General features: G+C 46.8%; 23 protein-coding genes and 1 pseudogene. 11 read left to right on the forward strand and 13 right to left on the reverse strand.

The features are described 5' to 3' along the window. Nucleotides 1-16: 16 nt before the first annotated feature. The 3 genes from FJM67_RS11780 (at nt 17) to FJM67_RS11790 (ending at nt 3,270) form a co-directional block, all read left to right on the forward strand. Nucleotides 17-1,480 (forward strand): aldehyde dehydrogenase family protein, encoded by a 1,464-nt coding sequence (locus FJM67_RS11780; RefSeq protein WP_140589527.1) that lies wholly within the window; start codon nt 17-19, stop codon nt 1,478-1,480. A gap of 117 nt (nt 1,481-1,597) precedes the next feature. Next, nucleotides 1,598-2,323, forward strand: coding sequence for a GntR family transcriptional regulator (locus FJM67_RS11785; protein ID WP_140589529.1), 726 nt, complete (start codon nt 1,598-1,600; stop codon nt 2,321-2,323). Nucleotides 2,324-2,349: 26 nt separating this feature from the next. Beyond that, nucleotides 2,350-3,270, forward strand: a complete 921-nt coding sequence (locus FJM67_RS11790; protein ID WP_140589530.1) for a LysR family transcriptional regulator — start codon at nt 2,350-2,352, stop codon at nt 3,268-3,270. A 128-nt stretch (nt 3,271-3,398) separates the two neighbouring features. On the opposite strand, the gene FJM67_RS17980 is transcribed toward FJM67_RS11790, so the two are convergent. Next, nucleotides 3,399-3,548, reverse strand: a complete 150-nt coding sequence (locus tag FJM67_RS17980) for a twin-arginine translocation signal domain-containing protein (RefSeq protein ID WP_140589532.1) — start codon at nt 3,546-3,548, stop codon at nt 3,399-3,401. Nucleotides 3,549-3,667: 119 nt separating this feature from the next. After that, the gene (locus FJM67_RS11800) at nt 3,668-4,555 is read right to left on the reverse strand and encodes a LysR family transcriptional regulator (protein WP_140589534.1); all 888 of its coding nucleotides are present in this window, start codon (nt 4,553-4,555) and stop codon (nt 3,668-3,670) included. 157 nt (nt 4,556-4,712) lie between these two features. Between FJM67_RS11800 and FJM67_RS11805 the strand changes: the two genes are divergently transcribed. Together FJM67_RS11805 and FJM67_RS11810 are read left to right on the forward strand one after the other, a co-directional pair. Then, complete coding sequence (locus FJM67_RS11805; protein ID WP_140589536.1) at nt 4,713-5,915, forward strand: MalY/PatB family protein; 1,203 nt, start codon at nt 4,713-4,715, stop codon at nt 5,913-5,915. 269 nt (nt 5,916-6,184) lie between these two features. Further along, a complete protein-coding gene (locus tag FJM67_RS11810) occupies nt 6,185-7,060 on the forward strand; it encodes a PhzF family phenazine biosynthesis protein (RefSeq protein ID WP_140589538.1) in 876 nt (291 codons plus the stop codon). A 64-nt stretch (nt 7,061-7,124) separates the two neighbouring features. Here FJM67_RS11810 and FJM67_RS11815 read toward each other — a convergent pair whose 3' ends face one another. Then, nucleotides 7,125-7,730, reverse strand: a complete 606-nt coding sequence (locus tag FJM67_RS11815) for a LysE family translocator (RefSeq protein ID WP_140589539.1) — start codon at nt 7,728-7,730, stop codon at nt 7,125-7,127. A gap of 125 nt (nt 7,731-7,855) precedes the next feature. Between FJM67_RS11815 and FJM67_RS11820 the strand changes: the two genes are divergently transcribed. Further along, the gene (locus FJM67_RS11820) at nt 7,856-8,725 is read left to right on the forward strand and encodes a LysR family transcriptional regulator (RefSeq protein WP_140589541.1); all 870 of its coding nucleotides are present in this window, start codon (nt 7,856-7,858) and stop codon (nt 8,723-8,725) included. A 67-nt stretch (nt 8,726-8,792) separates the two neighbouring features. On the opposite strand, the gene FJM67_RS11825 is transcribed toward FJM67_RS11820, so the two are convergent. Next, entirely contained in the window at nt 8,793-9,719 is a 927-nt protein-coding gene (locus tag FJM67_RS11825; protein ID WP_140589543.1) for a LysR family transcriptional regulator, read from the reverse strand. A gap of 93 nt (nt 9,720-9,812) precedes the next feature. On the opposite strand from FJM67_RS11825, the gene FJM67_RS11830 reads away from it, so the two are divergent. After that, nucleotides 9,813-10,877: a tartrate dehydrogenase gene (locus tag FJM67_RS11830; RefSeq protein WP_140589545.1), complete on the forward strand. Its 1,065-nt coding sequence runs from the start codon at nt 9,813-9,815 to the stop codon at nt 10,875-10,877. Here FJM67_RS11830 and FJM67_RS11835 read toward each other — a convergent pair. After that, nucleotides 10,874-11,764, reverse strand: a complete 891-nt coding sequence (locus FJM67_RS11835) for an AraC family transcriptional regulator (RefSeq protein WP_140589547.1) — start codon at nt 11,762-11,764, stop codon at nt 10,874-10,876. The genes FJM67_RS11830 and FJM67_RS11835 overlap by 4 nt on opposite strands. A 99-nt stretch (nt 11,765-11,863) precedes the next feature. On the opposite strand from FJM67_RS11835, the gene FJM67_RS11840 reads away from it, so the two are divergent. Further along, nucleotides 11,864-13,024 carry an MFS transporter gene (locus FJM67_RS11840; RefSeq protein ID WP_140589548.1) on the forward strand — a complete coding sequence of 387 codons (1,161 nt, stop codon included), beginning with the start codon at nt 11,864-11,866 and terminating at the stop codon, nt 13,022-13,024. Nucleotides 13,025-13,125: 101 nt separating this feature from the next. Here FJM67_RS11840 and FJM67_RS11845 read toward each other — a convergent pair whose 3' ends face one another. The 3 genes from FJM67_RS11845 to FJM67_RS11855 are packed head-to-tail and all read right to left on the reverse strand — an operon-like array spanning nt 13,126 to nt 16,270. Next, a complete protein-coding gene (locus tag FJM67_RS11845; protein WP_140589550.1) occupies nt 13,126-13,755 on the reverse strand; it encodes a LysE family translocator in 630 nt (209 codons plus the stop codon). A 38-nt stretch (nt 13,756-13,793) separates the two neighbouring features. Continuing rightward, the gene (locus tag FJM67_RS11850; protein WP_140589552.1) at nt 13,794-14,987 is read right to left on the reverse strand and encodes a diaminopropionate ammonia-lyase; all 1,194 of its coding nucleotides are present in this window, start codon (nt 14,985-14,987) and stop codon (nt 13,794-13,796) included. Nucleotides 14,988-15,031: 44 nt separating this feature from the next. After that, nucleotides 15,032-16,270: a Zn-dependent hydrolase gene (locus FJM67_RS11855; RefSeq protein ID WP_140589554.1), complete on the reverse strand. Its 1,239-nt coding sequence runs from the start codon at nt 16,268-16,270 to the stop codon at nt 15,032-15,034. A 149-nt stretch (nt 16,271-16,419) separates the two neighbouring features. Here FJM67_RS11855 and FJM67_RS11860 point away from each other — a divergent pair, with 149 nt between their 5' ends. Together FJM67_RS11860 and FJM67_RS17760 are read left to right on the forward strand one after the other, a co-directional pair. Beyond that, nucleotides 16,420-16,881: an Lrp/AsnC family transcriptional regulator gene (locus tag FJM67_RS11860; protein ID WP_140589555.1), complete on the forward strand. Its 462-nt coding sequence runs from the start codon at nt 16,420-16,422 to the stop codon at nt 16,879-16,881. A 165-nt stretch (nt 16,882-17,046) separates the two neighbouring features. Then, nucleotides 17,047-17,235 (forward strand): annotated as a pseudogene (locus FJM67_RS17760) (transposase); the annotation flags it as partial. 144 nt (nt 17,236-17,379) lie between these two features. On the opposite strand, the gene FJM67_RS11870 reads toward FJM67_RS17760, so the two are convergent. Then, a complete protein-coding gene (locus FJM67_RS11870; RefSeq protein ID WP_140589557.1) occupies nt 17,380-18,750 on the reverse strand; it encodes an MATE family efflux transporter in 1,371 nt (456 codons plus the stop codon). A gap of 103 nt (nt 18,751-18,853) precedes the next feature. On the opposite strand from FJM67_RS11870, the gene FJM67_RS11875 reads away from it, so the two are divergent. Beyond that, nucleotides 18,854-19,732 (forward strand): LysR family transcriptional regulator, encoded by an 879-nt coding sequence (locus FJM67_RS11875; protein ID WP_140589559.1) that lies wholly within the window; start codon nt 18,854-18,856, stop codon nt 19,730-19,732. 137 nt (nt 19,733-19,869) lie between these two features. On the opposite strand, the gene FJM67_RS17660 is transcribed toward FJM67_RS11875, so the two are convergent. From FJM67_RS17660 to FJM67_RS11890, 4 genes are all read right to left on the reverse strand, one after another. Then, nucleotides 19,870-20,271, reverse strand: a complete 402-nt coding sequence (locus tag FJM67_RS17660; RefSeq protein WP_219845972.1) for a LysR substrate-binding domain-containing protein — start codon at nt 20,269-20,271, stop codon at nt 19,870-19,872. An 84-nt stretch (nt 20,272-20,355) separates the two neighbouring features. Beyond that, entirely contained in the window at nt 20,356-20,481 is a 126-nt protein-coding gene (locus FJM67_RS17665; protein WP_235890045.1) for a LysR family transcriptional regulator, read from the reverse strand. Nucleotides 20,482-21,135: 654 nt separating this feature from the next. Next, on the reverse strand, nt 21,136-21,822 hold the full coding sequence (locus tag FJM67_RS11885) for a 2-hydroxycarboxylate transporter family protein (RefSeq protein ID WP_140589561.1): 687 nt from the start codon (nt 21,820-21,822) through the stop codon (nt 21,136-21,138). 41 nt (nt 21,823-21,863) lie between these two features. After that, nucleotides 21,864-22,436: a helix-turn-helix domain-containing protein gene (locus FJM67_RS11890; protein ID WP_181161488.1), complete on the reverse strand. Its 573-nt coding sequence runs from the start codon at nt 22,434-22,436 to the stop codon at nt 21,864-21,866. Nucleotides 22,437-22,494: the final 58 nt, after the last annotated feature.

The following is a 22,494-nucleotide window of genomic DNA, read 5'->3' on the forward strand; positions in this document are numbered from 1 at the left end:
AACTTCAGGAGACGCTATGCAAACGAAACTCTACATCAACGGGGAATTTCTAGACGCTGAAAACGGCGCAACCCTAGACGTGATTAACCCAGCCGATGAAACCGTACTGGCGACGATTGCCAATTCCAGTTCAGCGGATGCGCAAAGTGCTGTTGAAGCTGCGCGTCATGCCTTTGATCATGGCGAGTGGCCCAGTTTAACTGGAACACAGCGCGCCCAATACCTTTATGCTATTGCGGATGGGATTCGTGCAAACTTTAAAGCCATTAGTGAAATGGAAACCATGGATAATGGCAAGCCATATCCTGAAGCAGAATGGGACATTACCGACGCGGCGGATTGTTTTACATTTTACGGCAAGCTGGCCGAAGAACTTGATCAAAACCCTGAAGAGGAAGTGAAACTTGGTGATGCGCGTTTCACTAGTAAAGCGATTCGTCAACCGATTGGCGTAGCGGGTTTGATTGTGCCATTTAACTTTCCTCTATTAATGGCTGCTTGGAAAGTGGCACCAGCACTTGCTGCTGGCTGTACGGCAGTATTGAAGCCTTCTACTCAAACGCCTATGACGGCTTTGTGGCTAGCAAAAATCGCTCATGAAGCGGGCCTACCAAAAGGCGTATTAAATATCATCACAGGCGGTGGCTCCGCGATTACCTCAAGCCCATTGGTTGATAAGCTGGCCTTCACTGGTAGTGTGGAAACCGGCAGTACGGTAATGAAAGCTGCGGCAGCAGGTATTAAGCCGGTGACGCTAGAGCTCGGTGGCAAGTCTGCCCTGATTATTTTTGATGATACTGATATCGATGCAGCAGTCGAATGGACTATGTTTGGTATTTTCTGGAATAAAGGTGAAGTGTGTTCGGCGACGTCTCGCGTGTTGGTTCACGAAGGTATTTATGATGCTTTCCTAGCGCGTTTGGTGGAAGAAACACAGAAAATTTCCATCGGTAATGGTTTAGAGTCTGGTGTCAAAATGGGCCCAGCCGTGAGTGCTAAACAATACAGCGATGTGATGTCTTACATTGAAAAGGGTAAAGCCGAAGGTTTACGACTACTCACTGGTGGCAAACGCCCAGCCGGGTTTGATAAAGGTTACTTTATTGAACCAACAGTCTTTGCTGACGTGCCGACTGATTCTGCCCTATGGAAAGAAGAGATCTTTGGTCCTGTAGTGTGTGTCAGAGCTTTCAGCACCGAAGAAGAGGCCGTTAAACTGGCCAACGATTCTGAGTTTGGTTTAGCAGGTGCTGTTATGTCTAAAGATCGTGAGCGACTTGATCGCGTTGCTCGTAATCTGGATGCGGGCATTATTTGGACAAACTGCTCACAACCAACGTTTGTAGAAGCACCGTGGGGTGGTCGCAAGAAAAGTGGTATCGGTCGTGAATTGGGATACTGGGGATTGCATAACTACTTAACCGTGAAACAAATCACGGATTTTAATAGTGATGAGCCTTGGGGTTGGTACTTGGACTAAGCACCTTACTTTGGTGCATAGCCACTATAGGTTGCTTCCCCTATAATCTTCGGTAGCAACGAGTGAGCGGATTCTCAATTCGCTCTCTTTTATCCGATTATTGAACGAGAAAAATTCATGGCGGTTTCTAAATCTCAACAAAAATCTTCCACTCGAAAAATCGTCAAAGGCTCCGGTGCACAGCAGGTGTATTCTACCCTGAGACGTGAAATCTTGACGTTGGAATTGCCGCCGGGGTCATTTCTTGATGAGAACCAACTAGCGGATCGTTTCAAACTGTCTCGTTCCCCGGTACGAGAGGCCTTGATTCGATTATCCGGTGATGGGCTTGTTATCGGTACCTCCAATCGGGCAAGCCAAGTCGCTCCGTTAGATATTTCCCAATTTCCTAAATACATTGAAACCCTCGATGTGGCGCAACGTATGGTATGTCGTCTTGCTGCCCAACTCAGGAACGATACTGATATAGAGCGAATCAAAGAAACTCAGCTTGCCTATGAGCAGTCAGTCGGGCCAAAGAATTATTTGGCCATGTCGGAGACCAATAAGGCTTACCATATGGCTATCGCGGCCGCGAGTAAAAACCCTTATCTAACCGATTTCTATCGTCGCTTGTTGGATGAGGGGCAGCGCATGCTGCACTTGCACTTTGAGTACATTATGGAATCGCCAGAAGCGTCGTTAAATCAAAATGAGCATGGTCGCATGACCGATGCAATTGTCGCCAAAGATATTGAAGCGGCAGAGCAGGCAGCACATGATCATACAACTCTATTTCGTGATCGCTTTCTGCGTTTCTTACAGCAAGGCTTTATGTCTGGTTTTAGTGTTACGCCTAAGTAAACCTTCTTTATGCATGAGATACCTTAATGGTTAAGAGTCTTGGCCAAGTTAGTGATACAGACATTCGGACATTGCGGATATTCCGTACCGTAGTGGAATGCGGCGGATTTGCTGCTTCTGAAGTAGAGTTAAACATTTCTCGTGCCGCTATTAGTATCGCCATGTCAGATCTAGAAACCCGTCTTGGCTTTAAGCTGGCACAGAGAGGACGTGCGGGTTTTGCCCTCACCATTGAAGGTCAGCAGGTCTATGACTACACCTTGCAGTTACTTTCTTCTATTGAAAATTTTCGTACTCAGGTCAACGCTTTACATGCCAATTTAAAAGGCGAGCTGACCATTGGTATCACCGATAACTTAGTTTCAATGCCACACATGTTAGTTACACAGGCCTTGGCTAAGTTAAAAGAAAAAGGTCCAGATGTACGCATCAATATTCGAATGATTCCGCCAAATGAAGTGGAACGTGGAATACTAGATGGTAAATTGCATGTTGGTATCATCCCTGCATTAAAAATCTTGGATGGTCTGCTGTATCGTCCACTTTACGATGAGCGCTCAAACTTATATTGCAGTGCGCAGCATCCCTTTTTTGATATTGAGTTTGGAGACGACTGGCAAACATTAATATCAACTCATGACGCTGTTGTGCCAGCCTATGCCCAGGCTGCAGAAACTAAGATTAGACAGCAGCAACTTAAAGGCTCCGCCAGCGCAACCGATCGGGAAGGCGTGGCATTTTTAATTTTAACGGGCAAGTATATTGGATACTTGCCGGATCACTATGCAAAACGTTGGGTAGATGCTAACGAAATGAAGGCATTACTTCCCGATAAAATGAGTTATCAGACCAAATTTTCTGCCATCACTCGTTCTACTGGCGTATCGAACTTAGTACTAGATACATTTCTTCAGGAGCTTGACGCTCTTTGTTCAGGTAGAAAATGAAAGGTAAGTATTGACATCCTCCCCGTTATGCACACGAATGGTAGGGCCCAAAAAATGACCGTTGAAGCCCGCAGTTGAACTGAGAGTGTTTGGGTAAAAATAGGTTTGTCCAGCTTGGGCTGTTAATTCTATTGGACTATTTTGCTAATCAGTGGCGGTATTAAAAGTGGATTTGCTCCAGCATGACTCGAAGAGGAGAGTAACAGCCCACCAGTGGCGGTTGCGCCTCCGGCTAGGGCTGATAATGTTAGGAAGTGACGGCGAGTCATAGCTGGCATAATTGAACCTATCTCGTCATAAAATGAATGATTAAGATTGTTCACACTAGTGGGTTAGGCAGCAAGTAAGGTTTTCTTGCATAACGCTAAACAAAAACTTTCCTGATGTACTCTGTCCTCTATGCATAAGTCTGACGTGCTAAATCAATAAATCCTGAAACGTAAGAGATGGCCTCATCGCCTTGTCGGACACCCAAATGAATGCTTTTGAACAAACCTTGGTTGCCAAGTTTTAGGGTTTTGATGGGAAGTGCAGCGCCCTCTAATGCAACAAGCCAATCGGGCAGCACAGTAATTCCACGGTTGGCCGCTACGAATTGGAGAATCAACCCGACGGTCTCAACGGTAATGTGTCGTTTTGGGCGACAGTCGTTTGGAATGAGAAAGCGAGTAAACACATCCAGGCGATCAGTATCCACTGGAATGGTGATTAAATCCTGATCGATGAGCTCTTGCGGTGTAACGACCGACTGACTGCTTAGCGGGTGATGATCACTGACAACAAGCACTAATTCGTAGTCGAATACAGGTTCAAAGCGAAGATCCTTTACATTAACAGGATCAGGCGTTACCAGCATATCAATTTCAAAATCTTGTAAGGCTTTTACGCCATCAAAGCTGAATGCTGTGCGAACTTCAAAACTCACATCTGGCCATTGCGATAAAAAAGGAGCGGCTACTTGCATTAACCATTGTTGGCAGGGGTGGCATTCCATACCCACTCGCAACTCGCCAACGGAGCCTCGAGCATGCTCCGACAGAACGGTTTCGGCGTACTCTAATTGCGGTAGAACTCGCTCAGCCATCTCTAATAGGAAACGCCCTGAGTGAGTGAACTGCAGTCCACGCCCTTTTTTAATCCAGACTTTGATGTCATGGCGCTCTTCAAACTTCCTTACCATATGGGACAAAGCGGATTGACTGACATTAAGCTTTTCAGCGGCCGCTGTGACACTGTTTTGACGGTGAACTTCACGCAAGATGGTTAGATATTTACTGTCGATCATAATTTAGGGGCTTAATTGATGAGTTGAGATCATCGTTCTATGAGAATAAAGCATTTAATTTCATTAAGTGGGCCGTGTTACAAATACATCAGTTTTTACAGCCCAACGCAACGGGCTTTGATTGAATAATGCAGCGTATCGCATCATTGGAGTAAACATGACTCAAACCACCCTAGGCGCGTCAATTTTTGATGAAGTTATTGATCGCACCAAAACCAATTCCATGAAATGGGCTTATAGTAAGCAGTTACTGAAAGCAGACGAAGCAGCCGCTAACCCGTTACCGATGTGGGTAGCGGATATGGACTTTAAAGCACCTCAAGCGGTGATTGATGCGTTGCATGAGGCGGTTGATGAGGGCGTCTTTGGTTATCCTGGTGGCGCGACGGAAAGTTACCAGCAAGCTGTCATTAACTGGCAGAAGAAGCGTTTTGGTTGGTCGGTTCAGCCTGAATGGCTAGTGCAAGCCTCAGGTATCATTACCAGCTTAAAAACAGCTGCTCAAGCGTTCTCCAACCCAGGGGATAGCATTCTCATTCAGCCACCTGTCTACGCGCATTTTCACAATGACATGTTAATGAATGGTCGTCATTTAGCCTTTGCGCCACTGGTTCGAACGGAAACTGGCTATGCGTTTGACGCTCAAGTATTTGAGGATGCGATTCAACCCAATACCAAAGTCTTTATCATGAGTAACCCACACAACCCAACGGGAAACGTGTGGACCGAGGCTGAGCTTCGAACCATGGGGGAAATCTGTGAGCGACATGGTGTTTTAGTCATTGCTGATGAAATTCATCAGGATTTAATTATTAACCCAACTAAAAAGCATGTTCCTTTCGCATCATTGGGAGATCGCTTTGCAGAGAATAGCATCACCTGCACCGCGCCAAGCAAGACGTTTAACTTGCCGGGCCTTCAAAGCGCAACCTTAATCATTCCAAATGCCAAATTACGTGCTGAGTTCCAGCGTCAATACGAGCGCAACATGTTCCCATTAGTAAATACTCTTGGCATGGTTGCCGCAGAAGCGGCCTATGCACACGGCGAGCAATGGCTCGAAGAAATGCTGGAATACTTACGTAGTAATCATCGTTATCTTGAACAAACCATCAACTCAGCAACCGATAAGATTAAAGTGTTGCCAGCCGACTCTTTATATTTAAGTTGGATGGATTGCCGAGCGCTTGGCATGACTGCACAGGATCTTGACCACTTTATGCTAACCCAAGCACGTTTGTGGTTGGATAAAGGGCAAAAATTTGGTGTAGAAGGTCACGGGTACATGCGTATTAACTTAGGTTGCCCACGTAGCACGGTCGAGGAAGCAACGCGTCGATTACTGGCTGCGATTAAGTAATAATTCTTTATCCATCGAAACAACCATGCCCATCAAATCTTTGTTTGATGGGCATTTTTTATGCGGCCCTGACAACGTTCGGCTCGATGCCAAACTCATTCTGCGGGATTCTGCGTAGATTTGATTATTCTTAGTTGTATGGCGTTACCTAGCTCAATCTGTATCGTTACATCAATCTGTACTGACAAAATGAGTTTATCTTGCCTCCTTACGATCTCGAAACACTACTATATGATGGCATTAAAGAAACCCAACTTTTGGAGCTCTAGATGCCTAATTTCCCGTTTAAACAAGTTGATGTTTTTACTCACATGCCGTTTCAAGGTAACCCGGTGGCTGTGGTTTTTGATGCCGATAACCTGACATCGGATCAAATGCAGTCGATTGCCCGGTGGACAAATCTATCGGAGACGACCTTCGTGTCTCGTGCCAGTCACCCTGATGCGGATTATCATGTGCGAATTTTTACGCCTGGGAATGAGCTACCTTTCGCAGGTCATCCAACAATCGGCACCGCATTCGCGTTGCTAGAAGCCGGGCGAGTGGCGGCAAATCAGGGGCGGTTGATCCAAGAGTGTAGGGCAGGGTTAATTGAGCTTTCTGTATCCACAAATAAAGACCAGAGCGTGGAACGTATTGAGTTTGTGTTACCGGCCGCGCATATTACTGAGTTAAGTGTGGATCAGCGCCAGTCGTTGGAGAGTGTGTTGGGTTGCTCGTGTGTTCAAACTCAGCCCGTTGCTATCGTTGATGTTGGCCCAAAATGGATCGTCGGTGAAGTTGCTGATTTTGATGCCTTGCTGGCGATTACTCCAGATTTTGCCCAGCTTGCTTGTTTCGAACAAGGCTTGGGGGTTACCGGCGTAACACTTTTCGCCCGATACATGGAAGGCTCTGCATGTGATTTTGAGGTTCGTACTTTTGCTCCATCATGTGGGGTGAATGAAGACCCTGTATGCGGAAGTGGAAATGGTGCCGTTGCTGCCTACTTGCAGCAGTGTCTCTCTATTGATGAAGACCGGTTTTCCTCAGCACAAGGGCAGAGTGTTGGACGAGCAGGACGAATTTCGTTGTCAATCTCGCCAGATCAGATAAAAGTGGGCGGCGGCGCGGTGACGGTAGTGAAGGGAGAGATTACTGTCTAGATGGGTTTTCACTCCACTTCACTTTAATGGTTATAGCTGGGGCGAGCCAGCAAATGACTTGCCCCTATTGAAATGGAATCATAATACCAAAGGTGATGAAGAAGCCGCCACAGGCCATATTGAAACGCTTGCCGGCCTTTGCCAGCCAAGGTTTTACTATGTGTGCTGCAACGGCAACGAGGAACTCGACGCAAAACTCAACGACGGCATAGGTCAAGGCAATGATGAGCGCTTGTATCAGTAGGTTCGCTTCCGGGTTGATAAAAGGCGGTAAAAATGCGGTGTAAAGTAACAGTGCCTTCGGGTTAGATAGGGCGGCGAAGAGCCCCTGAGTAAACATCGCCCCGCCGGAAGGATGGGCTAAGTTTTCAATATCCATGGTTAAGGCGTCGGGGCGCCATAGATTGTAGCCAATCCAAATCAGATATACCGCACCAAACGCCTTTAAAAAAGTCAGTATGGTGGCAGAAGATTGAATAATCGCGCCGACTCCTAGAACAAAAACTCCCATTACCAAACTCAATCCCGATACGCCTCCAGCAATCGTATAAAGTGCCATTTTCCGGCCATGTAAAGCACCGTGGGAAAGCGCTAAAAATGCATTAGGGCCGGGGACGACGGCGATACCAACGCAGGTGATAAGAAAAACTAACCAAGTATCGAATGGCATGACTGGCCTCCGTAGTCGCCCATGTTTTGCTGTATACGCTTGAATTTAATGGGTATAAAAATATTAGGCAAACGCATTTAACTGCGTTTTAATATTCGATATTCAAATGTAAGTTGGAAGAAAAAATGGCATTGCGTGATTTGCAAATTGATTGGCTAAAATGCTTTGTCGCAGTCGTGGATACGGGCTCGATTTCAAATGCGGGTGCTGAAGTGAACCGCTCCCAATCGGCAATTAGTATGCAGCTAAAAAAGCTGGAGCAAGCAATAGGTAGAACCTTAATTATTCGCTCTCCCCATCGTCTCGAATTAACGTCGGATGGGCAAATGCTCTTAGGGTACGCTCGGCAGATGTTGGCACTGCATGCGGAAACGCAAGCGGCCTTCAATGAACAGCTTACCGGTCGTATTCGGTTGGGTGTGGCAGAGGACTACGTGGCGAAGTATTTAACACCGGCATTAAGGCGCTTTATCCCTCGTCACACGGGAGTCGAGATTGAACTCCAGTGCGAACAGTCTAATGTACTCATTCCCCGAGTAGAAAGTGGTGAACTGGATTTGGCACTCGTCTCGCGGGATCAAAAAAAGCGGGGCGTGACGTTATTTCGTGAACCCATGGTCTGGGCAGGGTCAGCAAAATTCGAACTATGGTCGTCTGACCCACTACCCGTGGCATTTTACGATGAAACTAGCCTTGCACGAACCTTGGCAATCAACTCTTTGGCACATCAAGGGCGACGCTATAAGGTGGTTTATCAAAGCTCTAGTCTGGCAGGTCAAATTGCGGCGGTAGAGAGTGGACTTGCCATCGCGGCTTTAACCAAGAGCTGTGTCCCTGACTCGCTCCAGATTCTTGGTATTGAACATCATCTAAGCCCAATCGAATCCGTTGATGTAGTGTTATACCGGAGCCAGTCCTCAAAAGGGCAGCTCGCTGTTGACCGCTTAAATCGCTTTTTAACCAACTTACTACGGCGAGAGCATGATCGGTTATAAATGGTTGCACGCTTATGTACTACAACTTTATACATGGTTAGAAACACTTAAGATGGAATTACATCGGTTAAAAATGTTTATCTGTGCTTAACAAGTCGCGCCCATTCCCCCAAGACGCAATGCACGCCTCAATCAGCACTCGTAACTTAGCGGATGTTTCAATTCGTTGGGAATAGACCGCGACCACATCGGCGGCTTGGTCGTAATCCGGCAGGATATGAATGAGATCCCCGGCGCGAAGTTCGTCTTCCACATTCCATTTTGACCTCAACAGTATGCCGTGGCCCTCAAGGCACCAACGTTTGGCCACTTCACCATTGTTGGTGGTGAGTTGGCCTGACACCGGATGGCTGATGATGTGTCCTCGGTGCTGTAACTTCCAGCGTTGATAAAATTGGTCGCGCTCTTTGATCACGATAAGCGGGTGCTGACTCAGCTCAGCCAGTGTCGTTGGTTCGCCATGGCGTGCCAGATAATCAGGTGATGCACAGAGAATGCGTTGATTTTTCATCAGTGGCTTGGCGATAAGGTGATTCGCCGGGTTGCCTCCGACTTTGATTTCTAGGTCATAGCCTTCCGCCAGAATATCCACTGGCCGATCAAGCAGATCCAGTTCAATCGACAGTGCTGGAAAATCACGCGCCAACTTTGAAAGAACTGGGGCGAGTTTCTGCGTACCAAAGCCACTACTGGTCACGACTCGCAACGTGCCTTCTGGCTCACTTTGCTGATTTTTTAACTCGGCTAAAAATTGATTTGATTGCTCCAATAGACTTCGTGCCCATTTCTCTGCAATACGACCTTCTGGTGTGAGCGACACGATTTTGCTGGTGCGCGTCAGCAACGTCACGCCCAGTTGTTGTTCTAACAGCTTGATGCGCTTGGTCACATACGCTGGTGACATGCCGATTTGTCTGGCTGTTTTGCTAAATGATTGCTGCTGCGTTAAAGCCAAAAAGACCTTTAGATCATCAATAGGGGGAATACTGTTCACGATTCGTAAATCTCAAGACTATAATTTGCTATCTGTTAACTCAAATTGTAAAGGTTACTATGGGCTGTCGCTAATTAAATTGAGGTCGTCGCCATGTCACATTATCGAATTGCGGTTATTCCAGGAGATGGAATTGGTCAGGAAGTGATCCCCGAAGGGATCAAAATGGTCGAAGCGGCGGCAAAGCCCTTTGACGTCACCTTTGAGTGGGTAGAATTTGATTGGTCATGCGAGCGTTATCATCGAGAAGGCGCCATGATGCCTGAAGACGGTATTGAACAACTGGCAAAATTTGACGCGATTTACCTTGGGGCAGTAGGTTACCCCGGTGTACCAGATCACGTTTCTCTTTGGGGATTGTTGTTACCGATTCGTCGTCAATTTGATCAGTATGTAAGCCTACGTCCAGTACGTTTATTTGACGGGATTGCGTGCCCGCTTGCACACAAAGAGCCCGGCGATATTGATTTTTATGTGGTGCGTGAAAACGTTGAAGGGGAGTATTCCGCCATTGGTGGCATTCAATTTGAAGGAACAGAGCGCGAGATCGTTACTCAGCAGAATATCTTTACGCGTACCGGCACCGACCGAATTTTGAAATACGCTTTTGAGTTGGCCATGAAGCGTGAGAAAAAGCACGTCACGTCGGCAACCAAATCCAATGGCATTTACCATTCCATGCCATACTGGGATAAACGCTTTGCAAACATGGCAAACCATTATCCCGAGATTCAGACGGATCAATATCACATCGACATTTTGACGGCGAATTTTGTGTTGAAGCCGGAACACTTTGACGTGGTAGTGGGCTCTAACCTATTTGGTGATATTTTGTCCGATCTTGGTCCTGCCTGTACTGGCACTATTGCCATTGCGCCAAGTGCCAATATCAACCCTGAGCGTCAATTTCCGTCCATGTTCGAACCCGTACATGGGTCAGCACCAGACATTGCAGGGCTTGGCATTGCCAATCCTATCGGCGCGATCTGGTCGGCGGCTATGATGGTGCAACACTTAGGGCATGATGATATCCATGACGTTATGATGGGGGCAGTAGAAAGCACCTTAAAAGCGGGTAAAGCACTTACCAAAGACATGGGTGGCAACGCCAATATGCAGGAAATGATGGCCGAATTGATGGCACATATGCCGTCTTAGCATTTAGCTCTAAACCCCTTCGGCGTTACGCCAAACTGCTGTTTAAACTTCTTTGCAAAGTACGCCGGGCAGGTGAATCCAGTGTTGTCGGCGATCATGGCGATAGGTAAGTCGGTGGTGCTGATGGTTTCCGCTGCAAGGCGTAATCGGTGCTCAGTGAGGTAGCCGATCGGAGTGGTATTGAGTAGGGAACGAAAGAGCCGGTAACACTCGCTTTCACTCATATTGGCGGCGTCGGCCACGGCTTTGACGGATAAGGGTTCGGCGAAGTGTTGGTGCAGATAGTTTAAGGCCTTATGTAGGCGATGTTCCTGTTTGGTGCTTTGCTTTTGGGGCGCTGTCACCGGCGCGGTGTGACGGGAAAGTTGCTGCCACAGGAACATGAGCGCCATGGTCAACACCATTTCCTTATCTGCGGTGTTTTGCTCCCAGTCAGAGAAGGCATTGCCCAGTGTGGAGATCACCACTTGCTGCCATGGTTGATCTGCTTTGAAATGAAAAAGAGCACGTTCAGGGTGCTGTGTAAGCGGCAGAACTTGCTTTTTATAGACTAGATTATAGCTTTGCCCAGAGAGCAAAGTCGGGTGAAAAACGGCATTAAGAATATGGCAATCCTCTTCGCCAGATTTCGTCAGACGGTGAAGGATATTACTATTCACAAAAACCGCTTCCCCGGCACGAACGATGGTTTCTTGGGTAGTGGTTTGCACCCGTGTTGCGCCGGATACCACCAGCACCACTTCGATCTCTTCATGCCAATGCCACGGCACTTCATGATTAAAAAACAGCGAAAACCACTCATTATACGTGCCACAGGGAAAATCTGGGCTGCCGTGGGTGGTGACTTCGCGCCCCAGTTCATCTGTTTCAATTTTATAAATCTGCATGTGGTTTCGATAGAATCATTATAGAAATTGACGGGATGGCCATAATTGAAATTAATAAAATAGAGTATCGTTTTAGTATTCTATGAAGTGAGTGTAGTTATGTTGTTACTGTTGGTCATCATCTATTTTGCGTTTATTAGTCTGGGTTTGCCGGATGCGGTATTGGGTGCATCGTGGCCGATGATGCATCAAGACTTGGGCGTTGGTGTTGAGTACGCCGGCGCTGTGGCGCTGTTGATCAGTGTGGGAACCGTTCTCTCCAGTCTGTTGACGGTAACGCTAATCAAACGTTTTGGAGTCGGGTTAGTGGTTGCTGGGAGTGTCGCGCTGACAGCCATGGCACTGATAGGTTTTTCTCAGAGCCACGGACTGCTGGGATTGATGCTTCTCTCGATCCCATTGGGCTTAGGTGCCGGCGCTGTCGATTCTGCATTAAACAACTTTGTGGCGACTCACTATGAGTCAAAGCACATGAACTATTTGCATTCGTTCTGGGGCGTTGGGGCAACGTCTGGTCCATTGTTGATGGCGAACTATCTTCTGATACAAGAAGGCTGGCGCGATGGCTATCAGCTACTAGGCGGTATTCAATTCACGTTAGTCGTGGTCTTATTCGCGGCATTACCACTGTGGAAAAAAGCCGTCGATGTGACGGTAGATGATTCCGATGAATCGACAGCCCCTCTAGGCAACCGTGCAGTTTTATCTATTGCCGGTGTAAAAATCCAAATGCTGATGTTCTTTTGCTATTGCGCCATTGAACTTGGCGCGGGGCTATGGGCGGCCAGTTTCTTGATCGCGGAAAAGGGGGCTTTCGCCGATGTGGCTGCCCTTTGGGTTGCCATTTATTACGGTGGTATCACCGCGGGGCGCTTTTTGTGCGGGGCGATCGCAGATCGATTAAACGAGGCCCTTATGATTCGAGTCGGTGCCTTGTTGATCCTCGCCGGTGCGGTTTTATTACTCCTGCCCATCGGGGGATTATTGCCAAATCTAGGGTTATTGCTGATTGGTTTAGGTTGTGCGCCGGTGTTCCCAAACACACTACATTTAACACCGGCTCGGTTTGGCAAACGGGCATCCCAAGCGATCATTAGCGTTTCTATGGCGACCGCTTATATTGGCAATACCCTTGTGCCACCCACTATGGGGATCGTGTTGAAAGGCATCTCGTTTGCGGCCTTTCCTTACCTGCTGTTTTTCTTCGCTTTGATCCTTTGGTGGACGACGGAGCGTCTGAACAAATATGAGCGTAGTTAGCTTGATTAAATTGACTATAAATAATGACGCCACTCTTTCGTCTGCGTTTTCAAAGTTTGTTCCTGTAACATTCACAACTCCTTATTGCGATCTGTGATTACTTAACGCTCTGTAATGGCTAAAGAAAGTCCAAAATAAAGGAAGAGGGATCCAGCAAAGCGATTTAGCCAAGTTTTAATGATTCCTGAGTGGTTAAGTTTGCTTGCGATGGCTGATGCCGTCCAAGCAACACATAGGTTCCAGAGTGTGGCATTAACATTAAAAATAATGCCTAGAGTTAGCATCGCCAGTGGATAGCTATCGGTACTGGCGGAAATAAACTGCGGTAGAAAAGCAATAAAGAAAATGGCTACTTTGGGATTCAGAGCATTCGTCATAAAGCCCTGCCAAAAAATGTTCTTAAGGCTGGTTTCAGCAACCACATTCGCTTGTTGTAGATTCTTCTGTCGAGAAAAAATCATTTTGAAACCGATATAAACCAGATAGGCGCCGCCCAGCCATTTTACGACGGTGAACAATGTCGCAGACGAAGCGATAAGCGCTGAAATACCGACGGTTGCGCCGATCACATGAACACCACAGCCTGCGCCGATACCTAAGGCTGCAACGGCACCGCCTTTGAAGCCATTTGAAGCTGAACGACTCAGAATATATAGAACGTCAGATCCGGGGGGCATGTTTAACAAGAGCCCAGAAATGATGAAAAGCATTAGGTTTTCTATGCCAAACATGTCATATCCCCCTATGGATAATGGTCTAATTCAATGATTTACTTTACTTGTTTCGCGACGATCTCTTGTGCCGTAAGGCCTGTGAATTCTTGGAATAGCGCTGGGGCTGTGGCACCTTCGGTGTTAAAAATCAGCACCCGAGAGTCGCTGTTGATACCGATTGCTTGCAGTTGATCTTGTTTAGCAAGTTGGTTCAATAGCGCCAATCCCGCCACACCAGATTCACCCCCAACAATTGGCGTGTCGCCGTGTTCGCCATGGGCCAGTTGCTTCATGGCCTCAATGGCATCTTGGTCGTCAATCAAGGCAAAGAAGTCGACACTGGGTTGCAAAAACTCCCAAGCAATCTGAGAGGTTTCACCGCAGGCCAATCCTGCCATCACTGAATCCACTGAGCCGGTCGCTGACGCTGGTTTGCCCTGAATAGCACTTTGGTACAAGCAGTCTGCTTGGCTTGGCTCGACCACAATAAACATGGGGCGATTCGCGCCATATTGCTCCCAAAAGTAGCTGAATACTCCGGCTGCTAAGCCGCCAACCCCACCTTGAAGAATAATATGGGTTGGTATTTGCTGTTGGGCGTCCAATTGTGCCACCGTTTCCGCAGCCATGACCCCATAGCCTTGCATTACATCGCGAGGGATCTCGGTGTAACCTTCATAAGACGTATCCGATACCACCGTCCAGCCATGTTGTTTGGCGATGCGATCGGCTTCTTCGACGGACTTGTCATAGTTTCCAGTAATGCGCACCATGTTGGCACCGTAAGCGGCGATGGCCTCTTCGCGCTCCTGACTCACTTGAGCATGAATCACGATGGTACATGGACAACCACTGGCCTGTGCCGCTGCGGCCAATGCTCGGCCATGGTTGCCATCGGTGGCGCTGACCACCGCAAACTCGGCGAGCTGATCGCGGTATTCACCCAAGAAGATCTTTTTAGGATCAAGGGTAGGGAAGTGCTTTAAGATTAAGTTGATCAGAGCATTCGGTGCGCCAAGTGCTTTAAAGCTACCCAGATCCGAGCGTTTCGACTCGTCTTTAATCCAAAGTGACTGAATGCCAAGCGCTTTGGCGGTGCCTGTCATATCCCAAAACGGCGTGCCTTGTGGATTTAGCAACGGCCAGCTTGATAGCCATTGTTTACTTTGTTGTGCGGTTTCTTGGTTCAGTACTTTGGCAAGTTCCGTTGGGTACGCGGTAAAGGCGGCGTTTGGGTTTTTCAATAACATGTTTTCTCTCAATACAATCACAAGGTAAAAATAGGGGGTAGGGATTAGTGGCTCAAAAGTGACTCAACTGTTGCCAGCAGTACCTTGGCCCCTTGAATCAAGTCTTCGTCTTTGGTGAACTCGCGCGGGTTATGGCTGATGCCGTCCTTGCTCGGTACGAAAATCATTGCCGATGGTGCGATGCGTGCGATCATCTGTGCATCATGTCCAGCGCCTGAGGTCATACGCTTATGGGCAATACTCAACGAGTTGGCTGCTTGTTCGACGACATTGACCAACTGTTCGTCGAAAATGACGGGGTCAAAGCGTGCGAGGACTTCGCTTTCAATGGTTACGCCTTCGCTTTGGCGTAGCGTATCTAAGTGTTCCGCTAGGGCTTGTTCCGCTGTGCAAAGGCTCTTGTTATCAGGGTTTCGTAAATCCACTGTGATGGTTGCCGCGCGGGGAATCACATTGATAGCGTTTGGTTCAAATTGAATGCTGCCCACCGTGGCAAGAGTGCCGGGGCTTTGCTGAGTGTGCTCACGCAAAAACGTTATGATCGACGCGGCGGCATAGCCCGCATCGTGGCGCATGGACATTGGGGTCGTACCCGCATGGTTGGCCTTGCCTTTGATGTAGATTTTCTGCCACGAGATGCCTTGAAGATTCGCCACGGCACCGATCTGAATGCCTTCTTTGTCGAGAATCGGCCCCTGTTCAATATGCAATTCAAGGTATTGGCTTGGCTTTAAAGTGCCTAACGGCATATCGCCGTGATAGCCAATGCGCGCTAATTCATCTCCAAGGCGGGTGCCGTCTGTGCCAATGGTGTTGAGCACTTGCAGGGCGCTAAGGCCGCCAGCATGAGCTAAGGAACCCATCATATCCGGTTGGTAACGCACGCCTTCTTCGTTGGTAAAGGCAGCGACAATGATAGGGCGTGTCGGCAGAATACCTTGGTCGCGGAAAGCTTTAGTGACCGCCAATCCTGCCAATACTCCATAGCAACCATCTAACGCGCCAGCGTTGTAAACACTGTCGATATGAGAGCCCATCATCAAGGCGTTATGCTGCGTGTTGCCCTCTTGATCCGGCAAAATACCAAAGATATTGCCGATCTCATCGATTTGAATGGTGAGGTCTAACTCTGTCATCCATGCCACCACTTGGTCGCGGCCGAGCTTTTCGGCATCGGTCAAAGCAATTCGTGAGCGACCGCCATGTACGGCGTCAGCACCAATTTGACCGAGCGCTTCGATGTGTTGCAACAGTGTTGCTGCATCCAGAGAGAGGGTTGTCATGTTCACCGTCCTATTACTTGAGAATTCTGTTGTTCTTAAAAACGATCTCGATAGGATCAGTATAAAGAAGCTACTAGGTATAAATTCTCTAAAGCGGTATGCTTAACGCAAATTTGTTGCGTTGTTATGCCGATTTTCTGGAAAAATTTATGTTTGAAGTGGATAATTTTGATTTTCAGATATTGCGGGCCATTCAGAAGGATGCGCGTATCCCCCAAAGTGAGTTGGGGGAAGTGGTGAATTTATCAACAGCAGCGGTCAATCGGCGTTTAAAGAAGCTAAAAGAGAATGGCGTGATCAAACAATACACCGCCTTGCTGAACCAAGAATCGCTAGGCTTTGGTCTCACCATTATTACCAATATCGAAGTCGAATCCGAGCAGATTCACGAGTTAGACGCCACCCGCCGGGATTTTGAAAATTGTCCCTATGTGCAGCAATGCTACTACGTAACTGGCGAGTGGGATTTTGTGCTGATTTTTGCCGTCAAAAGCATGGATCAATACAACGACTTAACTCGCGAACTGTTTTTCCAAAAGCCCAACGTCAAGCGCTTTAAAACCCTCGTCGCCATGTCCAAAGCCAAAGTTGGGTTGGAATTGGCACTGTAATAGAGACTAATAATCAAGTCATTAAGTGTTTAGTATTATGCGAATAAATAAGGCAATTTAGGGAACTAAGGAGTAGCTTAAACATGAATATTTGATGTTTTTTTTTATTTATAAACGCTTGGAAAAGCTCCGAGTAATAACACGCAACCCATCCGGACGGAATTTATAATAGCGAGCATTAGAGCGAAAGTGGAACACCTATTTAGAATTTTGAAATGCCAGTTTGGATTCGGAAAAGTTATCTACAAAGGCCAGTCTAAAAATGACAAAAAACTTGCGATGCTGTTTACGCTTGGAAATTTGTTACAAGGTGATCAGACGATACGTTCGCACGAGGTTAATACCTCGAAATAACAGGTTTATAATGCTTGAAGCACCATGAATGTGGGAAACTGTTACCAATTAACCTTTTTAAAGCGTTGCAGGTGAGTGAATCAAGTCAGACCAAATTTCTCTGACTTGTTCATATATTCCTTGGACTTTTCTGAATCATGATGTTTAAAAGAAGGGTAGTCCATGTTTGGTTTTGATTTCGACGACCGGCTCCGTACGGTGACTTAAAGACCTTATCAATATTGGTGCGACAATAATACTAAGCACGACGTTGGATAGTGGCAGCGCCAACCATATTCCTTGTGTCCCCAACACTGTAGGAAAGGCCAACAGGAATGGGATTTGAATCACGATATTTCCCAATGCGACGAGCATGGCTTCACGGTTTTGTCCAACTGATAAGAAATACACCGATGCGACAAATAGAAAACCATCCAAGCACAAAGCAAACAAATGCAGTCGCATGCCTTCAATCGTAATTTGAACCAGCCCAGTTTGCTGAGTAGTAAAAAATCCGATTAACTGCTCCGAAAAGACGTTGGCGATCAGCGTGGTGCATAAGCCTAGACCTAAGACGATTTTTAAAGCCAATGTCATAGTGGTTTTTATGTGCTTAGGCTGCTTTGCCCCATAGTAATAACTGATAGGAGGCTGAATACCATTCGCTAATCCTTCTGCAATCAAGTAATAGAGCAGGGCAATGTAATTAATAATCGCGAAGGCACTCACATACTCAACGGAGCCGTATTTAAGTAATAATGTGTTGTGGGCAGCAACAATAAAACTAAAGTATAGAAACATCACCAGTCCAGAGCTGCCTGTTTTCAGTACCTGCATCAGATGTTTAAAATTAATAAACTCCAGCACTAAGCGAATGCTGGCTTTGTTTGAACAAAAATAAAGCATAGTAAACACAGCAACAGTGGCTTGAGAGATTACCGTAGCTATCGCCGCACCTTTTAAGCCTAGATTCCAGTAGCCGAGCATTAAATAATCTAAAACGATATTGAGTAGCGCACCTATCCCTAGCAATAACGTAGCTAGGTTGGGGCGATCATCATTGCGAACCAGCATGGGCAGAGCCCCTGATGCAATGGTCATGATGGCTCCCCATTGAAAAACATTAATGTAATCAAGCGCCCATTGATAAGCTGTTGCCTCAGCGCCTTGTAAGGAAAGTAGATAGCTGCCACTAAATGCTAAGTAGCCACTGGAAACGATGGAAAGTAATAGGATCAGCCATAAAGAAGCGGTTAGACTACTGGACGCTTTTGCGTTGTCACCTGCACCACGTTGTTGAGACATGATGGCACCGCCCCCCATGCCCACTAAAATCCCAAAACCAATGATTAGACCAAGGATTGGCCAAGCCAAATTCATGGCTGCAAGTCCACTTGCTCCGACAAAGTGTCCAACAAACAAGCCGTCAATGACTTGATAAAGACCATTAACCAGCATGCCCGCTACCGATGGGATGGCAAACCGCCAAAAAGTTCGCTGAACAGAGCCTGTGATGGAAAGAGATGCGTGTTCCATGTTGTCACCTGAAGTTGATATCCATTTATTATTAAATGAAAATAAGATGAACCAAAGTTAGCATTCATCTTAAAAAGAGATGGAGTGAAGCAGGAGTAAGAGTTTGAATTGGACAATTGATCAACTAAAGATCTTTGAAATGGCCGCATCAGAAGGTTCATTTTCAGCCGCAGCACGGAAACTTGGGAAAGCCCAATCCCGGGTGAGTACTGCGATCGCTGATCTAGAGTTAGATCTTGGGGCTGAATTATTCGACCGCTCGCTGCATACTCCGACATTAACGCCTTTTGGCCAGGAAATGTTAACAGAGGCTCGGTTTGTACTGGCTCAGCGAGATAGACTGAATGCTAGGGCCATGGCTGCAGCGTCAGGTCAAGATATTGAACTAGTCATCGCAGGAGATGAAGCGGTCCCACTCGTTGGCTTTCAAACCATTTTTGCGCGATTGGCTGAGCAATTTCCAAATTTAAAACTAACGCTCACGCATGGTTCCAGAAACGATATCGCTGCCGCGGTTCTATCTAGTAGAGCCACTATGGGGGTATTGTTCCGATCAAGTCAGTTAGACGATGAAATAGAATTTCACTCAGTTGGGCATTTTAGACAAACCCTAATTGTGGCTAAAGATCATCCATTAAGCAGAAACGCTGAACCTAATTTGTCCCAGCTGCAAGCATTTCGTCAGTTGGTGATTTGTGACCGATTAGGAGAAAACCGAGCGGCACCGCTGACGTCTAACTACTGGCACATTGACAGTTATTATCAAATCTCTGAAATGGTGGCCATGGGGCTCGGTTGGGCGCTGGTGCCAGAACACATAGCGCTTTCCCCTTGGTATCGTGATTCTCTGATTAGCTTATCCACGCAAAACATCCCGCAGTCTACTATTGTGGAAGTGGGTGTGATAAAGCGACGTGATCAGCACTTTGGTGAAGCCGGACAATGGTTATTACGAGAGCTAGAGCAGCTGTTTAATCATTAATCTGAGCTGAGCTTTCGAAGGATCGACGCAAAATTTAAGGTCGTTGGAGTTGGCTGGCGTTGACGATAAGCCAAAGCGATGCAGATCTTTGGTGTCGGGGCAACAATGGATCGGAACGTAACGCCTGCAATAGATAGCTATCGCATGGCATCAGGCAAAAGAGACACGCCTAGGTTCGCTGCGACAAGGGAGAGTATGGAGGCGACTTGTGGCGCGGCGGGGCTGATTGAGGGATCAAATCCTGCAATCCTACATTTTTCCAGTACCGTATCATGCAGACTGATGGCATCTTCTCTTGCGGTCATGATAAAGGAGGAAGCGGCTAGCTTCTGCAAGGTAATGGCTTCCTTGATTACCAACTCGACCTCTGGATACACCGCTTGAAAGGCTTTGATGGAGTCTGGGATTTTAGGATTCAGAGCAGCGGTTCCAGTGAAGCCGAGATGTAAACTACCGGATAAGCCTTTTGCCGCTCTTTGACTCATGCGTAATGCATGCTGAGCTGCGGTGGGTAGATCTTTAACGGCTTGGTAAAACACTTCTCCGACTTATGTTAGTTCCACCCCTTGCGGGATGCAATGAAATAAAGCCGCGCCCACTTCTCGTTCTAAATCCTTGATTTGCTAACTTAACGGCGGTTGTTTGATGCCTAAATTAGCCGCAGCACGGGTCATGTTTTTTTTATCGGCTACCGCCAAAAAGTAGCGAATATGTCTGAGTTCAATAGGGATATGTTTTGCAAATGTCATCTTGATTTTTCATATGTTAAAGCTCTTAATGACGCAGAACTAGAATTAGTGATTTCTTTACACCTGTTGTTCATACGCTAATGTGCCTATTGTTTTTAAGGCATGGATAAATTTGTCATTGAATTCACAGCAGGCCGCTACCCTAATGCAGTTTTTACAGTGAGGGTTAGGTGAGCATACGATGCCAGGCATAATTAGAATGCGTTGCTGTAATGCTCGCTGATAAAGCGTCAAGGCGCTGATCGACTTAGGTAGCATATAGGTGGCCTTCACCTGCAAAGTTCGAAGAAAAGTACTTTTTAGACAAGACTACTGTCTAGCAAATGCTGGGAAGTCCAAATTGCAAAAATGTTGAGGCTCTATCTAAGTATCTTGTTAGTGAGTGGATTCAAATGTCAGGTATTTCCAGGCAGCATAGTCATCCGAACACCTTTCGAACCTTGCTTAGATTAATTCGTACATAAGCCAGATTATCAATAATAGGCTAAGGTCCAAACAACCAGTGACTGCTTATAAAAAACCAAGCATACATTGTTAACATTGAGCAGGTAAGATAGATAATAGGCATAAATGTCATCGTGCTTTCTGGCAAAAGAGCCCTCAAAAGAGGGCTAAGAAGCCTACGAGAATCCGTAGGCTTGTGCTGCTCGCTAGCTATACCAGAATGGATACAATCACTCCGGAGATTAACAATACGAATGCTCCGCCTAAGCGTGAGCTTATTTGCGCAAAGGGCATAAGTTTCATGCGCTTAGAAGCGGATAACACTGCGACATCGCCTGTACCTCCCATATTCGCCATACAAAGACCGGCGGTGATGGCAGACTCGATTGGGTAGAAGCCGACTAAACGACCAATGAGCCCGGCGCCGATGGCTGCCCCAAAAACAACTGCTGCAACAATTAATACGTAATGGATAGAGAGAGCGTTGATTACCGTATCTAGGTTGGTGTAAGCGATGCCAATGCCAAACAGTTGTGCGAGCGTTAGGTTTTTGGCCACAAAACTAAACCATTGCGCGGAGGAGTCTGAAATGATCTTAGGAGCGATATTTGTCACTTTGACTAACGCGACTACAATTATCATTAATGCGTAAGTGTGTAGGTTGATGAAATGGCTAAGTATCGCACCGACAAGATAAAATACGATGGCGATAACTAATCCAATGCCCATTTTTTGTAAACTAAGCTCCTGCTTTTGTTCCTCGATCTTAACGCCGGGCATGATATTACCTTGACCACTTAATGCTGGATAAAGTTCTCCGACTTTATTCAGAATACTGGCAAGGATGATTGAAAATACGTTGCCTAGCGCGATAGGCAGCCCTCTTGGATGACTCAAAAACCACCCTCACATTCTCACCAGTGAGGGTGGTTTTCTTTTTAACGGTTGACTATCGCATTACGAATGAAGCGAACTGGGGACGTTTGCTGATTAACATAGCGGTAGCGTTGATCACTCGGGTAGCTGATAGATTGACCCGCCTGAAGAACATGGGTTTTATCGCTAAGCTCTAGATGCAAAACACCTTCAATGATGTAGAGCATTTCAAAAAATCCTGTCGGATCCGGTTCTGCTTGGTAGAAGTCGCCAGCAGCAAGTTTCCAAGACCACAATTCCACTTCATTTTGAGCAATAACTGAGCAACCTAAATAGGCTTCGCTGCCCGCTTTCGCACCTTTCCAAGTCAAAATCTGCTCTGGCTGAGTCGTGTTGTCGATAGCAGGGCGAACAATTTCAGAGAACGTTACCCCAAGCACCATGGCCAATTGGTTTAATTTTGCGAGGCTGATGTTGGCTTGACCATTTTCAATGGAAGCCACCATTCTGCGGCTAACCTCAGCTTGGTCGGCCAGTTGTTGCTGGGTCAATTGGCGCTCGTTACGAAGGCGCTTTACATTTTCAGCCACGAACTCCAAGACAGCAGGAGTTTCGGCAGGGTGTGAGTCGGACAAAGCAAACTCCATAAAATTGCATGTGCATTATATTGCACAATAAGCGAATGAGTGTTAA

Origin of the sequence: Maribrevibacterium harenarium (assembly GCF_006385675.1) — a bacterium.
GTDB lineage: Bacteria > Pseudomonadota > Gammaproteobacteria > Pseudomonadales > Marinomonadaceae > Marinomonas > Marinomonas harenarium.